At 68.6% G+C, this 4,114-nt stretch carries 5 protein-coding genes and 1 pseudogene; 1 reads left to right on the plus strand and 5 read right to left on the minus strand.

Going from position 1 to position 4,114, the window contains the following annotated elements; translation table 11 throughout:
• A partial coding sequence (locus VDP82_RS14810) for a DnaJ domain-containing protein (RefSeq protein ID WP_323015605.1) occupies positions 1–437 on the minus strand: 437 nt, incomplete at its 3' end.
• Positions 438–550: 113 nt separating this feature from the next.
• On the opposite strand from VDP82_RS14810, the gene pdxH reads away from it, so the two are divergent.
• Positions 551–1,174, plus strand: coding sequence for a pyridoxamine 5'-phosphate oxidase (pdxH, locus tag VDP82_RS14815; RefSeq protein ID WP_323015606.1), 624 nt, complete (start codon positions 551–553; stop codon positions 1,172–1,174).
• Positions 1,175–1,183: 9 nt separating this feature from the next.
• Here pdxH and cobM read toward each other — a convergent pair whose 3' ends face one another.
• From cobM to VDP82_RS14835, 4 genes and pseudogenes are all read right to left on the minus strand, one after another.
• A complete protein-coding gene (cobM, locus tag VDP82_RS14820) occupies positions 1,184–1,942 on the minus strand; it encodes a precorrin-4 C(11)-methyltransferase (protein WP_323015607.1) in 759 nt (252 codons plus the stop codon).
• Positions 1,939–3,141 carry a precorrin-6y C5,15-methyltransferase (decarboxylating) subunit CbiE gene (cbiE, locus tag VDP82_RS14825; protein ID WP_323015608.1) on the minus strand — a complete coding sequence of 401 codons (1,203 nt, stop codon included), beginning with the start codon at positions 3,139–3,141 and terminating at the stop codon, positions 1,939–1,941. The genes cobM and cbiE overlap by 4 nt, the downstream gene beginning before the upstream one ends.
• Entirely contained in the window at positions 3,138–3,899 is a 762-nt protein-coding gene (locus VDP82_RS14830) for a precorrin-3B C(17)-methyltransferase (RefSeq protein ID WP_323015609.1), read from the minus strand. Before VDP82_RS14830 ends, cbiE begins: the two co-directional genes overlap by 4 nt.
• A pseudogene (locus VDP82_RS14835) lies at positions 3,896–4,114 on the minus strand (precorrin-2 C(20)-methyltransferase); the annotation flags it as partial. The pseudogene VDP82_RS14835 and the gene VDP82_RS14830, both read right to left, overlap by 4 nt.

The following is a 4,114-nucleotide window of genomic DNA, read 5'->3' on the forward strand; positions in this document are numbered from 1 at the left end:
GCCCCGGCAAAGGGATCCCATTGGGCGCCGCGACCGCCCCCACCCATGCCCATGCCCGCACCGGCGCCGCCACGGGGCTGGCCACCGAAGCCGCTCATGAATTCCTTGAGGATGTCCTCGGCCGAAAAATTGCCCGCGCTGGGACCGCCGCCGGCCCGGCCGCCCCGCGCGCCGCCCCCGAAGCCGCCGCCGGGATTGAAGCCGGCGAATCGGGGATTGCCCTCGGCATCGATCTCGCCACGGTCGAACTGCCCGCGCTGTTCGGCATTGCAGAGCAGGTCCGAGGCATTGGTCGCCTCGGCGAATTTTGCCTGCGCCGAGGGATCGTCCGGGTTCTGGTCGGGGTGATATTTCTTGGCCAGCTTGCGATAGGCGGACTTGATGTCCTTTTCGCTCGCCGATCGTTGCACCCCAAGCACGCTGTAGGGATCGCGCATTTGGTCCATTCAATCAGGGTAGGCGTTGATATGCCCATGTTTCCAGTCCTATATGGCGAGCGCCCCTCGCAATGTCCAGTTCTGCGCCCGCGCCTCTTTTTCGGAACCCTACCATGCCTCACACGCTGACCGACCGCCTTTTCGGGGACGAAGACCGCTCCGGCCTCGATCCCTTCGCGCTTTTCGAGGACTGGTTTGCGCTGGCAAAACAGAGCGAGCCCAACGATCCCCACGCCATGGCGCTGGCCAGCGTGGACGAAACCGGCCTGCCCGATGTGCGCATGGTGCTGCTCAACAGCCGCGACGCGCGGGGCTTTTGTTTTTACACCAATTTCGAGAGCGAAAAGGGCCGGCAATTGCTCGGCCAGCCCAAGGCCGCCATGGTGATGCACTGGAAGTCGCTGCGCCGGCAGATCCGCATGCGCGGCCCGGTGGAGGTGGTGCGCCCCGAGGAGGCCGACGCCTATTTCGCCAGCCGCCCGCTGGGCAGCCAGATCGGCTCCAGCGTTTCGCGCCAGTCGCGCCCCTTGCCCAATCGCCAGACCATGCTCGATGAGGTGGCGGCGCTGACCGCGAAAATCGGGGCGGGACCGGCGCCGCGCCCGGCCCATTGGTCCGGCTTCCGGCTGCTGCCGGAAAGCATCGAATTCTGGAAGGACGGCGAGTTCCGCCTGCATGACCGCGTGCGGTTCACCCGTGAGGGCGCGGGATGGCGGAGCGAGCGGCTTTATCCCTGAGGCGAGCTTTTACTCTCGGCCCCGGAAACGGCGCTGATAGTCGGGGTCGTAAAGGGCGCTGTCGCGGAAATCGGCAGTAGCGAGGGTGCGGCCCACAAAGATGATGGCGGTGCGCTCGACCGGGGCGGCGGCGAAGCGCGCTTCGATGTCGCCCAGCGTGCCGGAGATGATCTTCTGGTCGGGCCAGGAGGCGTGGAAGACGATGGTCACGGGGCAATCGGCGCCATAAAGCGGGGTGAGTTCGGTCACGACGCGATCCAGCGCGTGGATGGCCAGATGCAGGGCCAGCGTGGCGCCGGTGGCCGCAAAGCCGGCAAGATTTTCGCCTGCCGGCATGGGCGAGGCGCGGCCGGAAACGCGGGTGAGAACCAGGCTCTGCGCTGTGCCGGGCAGGGTCAGTTCGCGGCCCAGCGCGGCGGCGGCGGCGGCAAAGGCCGGCACGCCCGGCGTCAGCGTATAGGGAATGCCCAGCGCCTCAAGGCGGCGGACCTGCTCGGCCACCGCGCTCCACATCGACAGGTCGCCCGAATGCAGGCGCGCCACGTCCTCGCCCGCTGTATGGGCGCGGGCATATTCGGCCACGATCTCATCGAGCGAGAGCGGGGCGGTGTCGACGAGGCGGGTGTCTGGCCCGCACCAGGCCAGCATGTCGGGCGGCACGATGGAGCCGGCATAAAGGCAGACCGGGCAGCGCGCCAGCAGGTCGCGCCCGCGTACGGTGATCAGATCGGCCGCGCCGGGGCCGGCGCCGATGAAATGGACGGTCATTTCCCCCATACCCATTGCGTAATCGGCAGGGCGGGACGCCAGCCGGTCATGCCGCCCAGCGGCTCGGCGCGCGAGAGCGCGATGCGGGTGAGGCTGCCGCCGCGCTCTGCATGCCGGGCCAAAAGCACCTGCTCCATCTCCAGCGTGACGCCATTGGCGACCAGACGCCCGCCGGGGCGCAGGGCGACGATGGCGGCGTCGATGACACCCGGATCGGAGCCGCCGCCGCCGATGAAGATGGCATGGGGCGCTTCGAGCCCGGTCAGGGCTTCGGGAGCGGCGCCGGTGACGACGCGCAGGCCGGGCACCCCCATTGCGGCGGCGTTGCGGGCAATGCGGGCGGCGCGAACGGGATCTGCCTCGATGGCGATGGCGGCGAGGCTGGGATGGGCCAGCATGAATTCGATGCCGATGGACCCCGAACCGGCGCCGATATCCCAGAGCAATTCGCCGCGTCGCGGGGCGAGGGCGGCAAGGGTGAGGGCGCGGATATCGGGCTTGGTGATCTGCCCATCATGCTCGAACAGCGAAATGTCGCGCCCCGGCGTCAGCGGCAGGATACGCGCATCGGGCAGGGCGACGACGCTGACGGCGCACAGATTGAGCGGGGAAATATCGGTGAGGTCGAACTGGCTGGCCAGTTGCGAGCGCAGCTTTTCATGCGGGCCGCCCAGGGCTTCGAGCACGGTGAGGATGGAAAAGCCGAAGCCGGCCTGGGTGAGCAACTGCGCCAGCGCCGCCGGGCCGTTCTCGTCGGAGGTCAGCGCCAGGATGCGGGCGCCCGGATGCAGATGCGGCCGGATGAGATCGAGCGGGCGGCCATGCAGGGAAAGCGTCTCCACCTCCTGCACGGGCCAGCCCAGCCTTGCGGCGGCGAGGCTGAAGGCGGAAGGATGGGGATAGACCGCCATCTCGCCGGCATCGAGCTGGCGGCTGAGCGTGGCGCCGATGCCGTAATGGAAAGGATCGCCCGAGGCGAGCACGCAGACGGCGTAACTCTTGCGCGTGAGCAGGAAATCGATCGAGCGCGATAGCGGGCTTTGCCAGGCATGGGGCTCGCCCATGATGATGGGCGCGGCCAATTCGAGGTGGCGCTGGCCGCCAAAGACGTAATCGGCATTGGCGATGGCGATCTTTGCGCGCTCGGTAAGCCCCTCGAGCCCATCTTCGCCCATGCCGACAATGCTGAGCCAGCTCATGAAACACTCCCTGCCGAGCGCGGCGAATAGACCAGCGGGGCAAGGCCGGGCCGCTCGATAAGACGGGTTTCGGGCGAACCGATAATGACGCAGGTGGCCATGTCGGCGCGGCCGGCATCGGCCTCGGCCAGGCTCGCCACGGCAATGGCCTCGTCGGGCCGGCCGGCGGCGCGGCCGAAAATGACCGGCGTATTCCAGGGCAGAACCTCGCGCAGGATGGCGAAGGCGGTGCCCAATTGCCAGGGGCGGGCCTTGCTGATGGGATTATAGAGCGCGATGACCAGGCCGGCTCCGGCCACGGCGCGCAGGCGCGCCTCGATCAGCGGCCAGGGCTTGAGATTGTCCGAGAGGGAAATGGCGCAGAAATCATGTCCCAGCGGCGCGCCGGCGCGGGCGGCGACGGCCAGCATGGCGGTGACGCCCGGCACGATGGACAGATCGAGCGCCCGCCAGGCGGGCGGACCGGCCTCGATGGCCTCGCAGATGGCGGCGGCCATGGCGAAGACCCCCGGATCGCCCCCCGAGACCACGCAGACATGCTCGCCCCCGGCGGCGGTCGCAAGCGCTTCGCGGGCGCGGGCCAGCTCCTCGCGATTGTCGGAGGCAACGCGGCGCTGGTCGGGGCGCAGGCTGAGGCGGTCGAGATAGGGCCCATAGCCGAAAAACACCGAAGCGGCGGCGATGGCGGCAGCGGCTTCGGGCGTGGTCTGGTCCGGATTGCCGGGGCCGGTGCCGATGACGGCGAGTTTTCCGCTCATGGCCGCTCGCTCCAGCCGGGCACGAGGATGAGCGCGAAATAGGGCGCTTCGTCGCCGGTTTTCTCGGCTAGCGGCAGGGCCAGGCTCTGCGCCATGGTGCCGCGTTCGACATAAACGGCTTTTTCGAGCCGGCCGGCAGCAGCGAGCGCCCGGCGGATCTTGCCCAGATTACGGCCCACTTTCATGATGACCACGCCCTCGCTGGCCGAAAGGCG

Source organism: Devosia sp. (assembly GCF_034675085.1).
Taxonomy (GTDB): domain Bacteria; phylum Pseudomonadota; class Alphaproteobacteria; order Rhizobiales; family Devosiaceae; genus Devosia.